Raw genomic sequence first — 351 nt, forward strand, 5'->3', positions numbered from 1 at the left:
GGGCAGCAGGCTTTGAGCTGTTCCACCAGAGCCAGATTCGCCATGGCCGCCACCAGCTGCGCGGAGACTGGCAGCAACGAGCCTACAAGATTTTCGATTATCCGATGATTACGGCTCATGGTATCTCCCAGCAAACGCTGCTGCTGATCGAATGCAAACACCAACATGTGGGGAGATTCCGGGCCAGCCCTTACAACCCCGGCGCCTACTCCCGCGACCAGTTTGTTGACCCGATGCCAGACCGCTGCATCCCGCTGTCCAGCGCCGAATTGCCGCCCACATTACAACAGTGGAAAATCTCAGCGATCAAGCCTCATGCCATCCGTATCAAACTGAACGGCGATCTCTGTC

The 351-nt window shown here is 57.3% G+C and carries 1 protein-coding gene; it reads left to right on the forward strand.

Annotated features, from left to right (window positions below; genetic code table 11):
* Positions 1–104: 104 nt before the first annotated feature.
* Positions 105–351, forward strand: a 247-nt coding sequence (locus Q4563_RS17490; protein ID WP_303605401.1) for a hypothetical protein, incomplete at its 3' end; no start/stop codon positions are given.

The sequence above is a fragment of the Gilvimarinus sp. 1_MG-2023 genome (assembly GCF_030548285.1).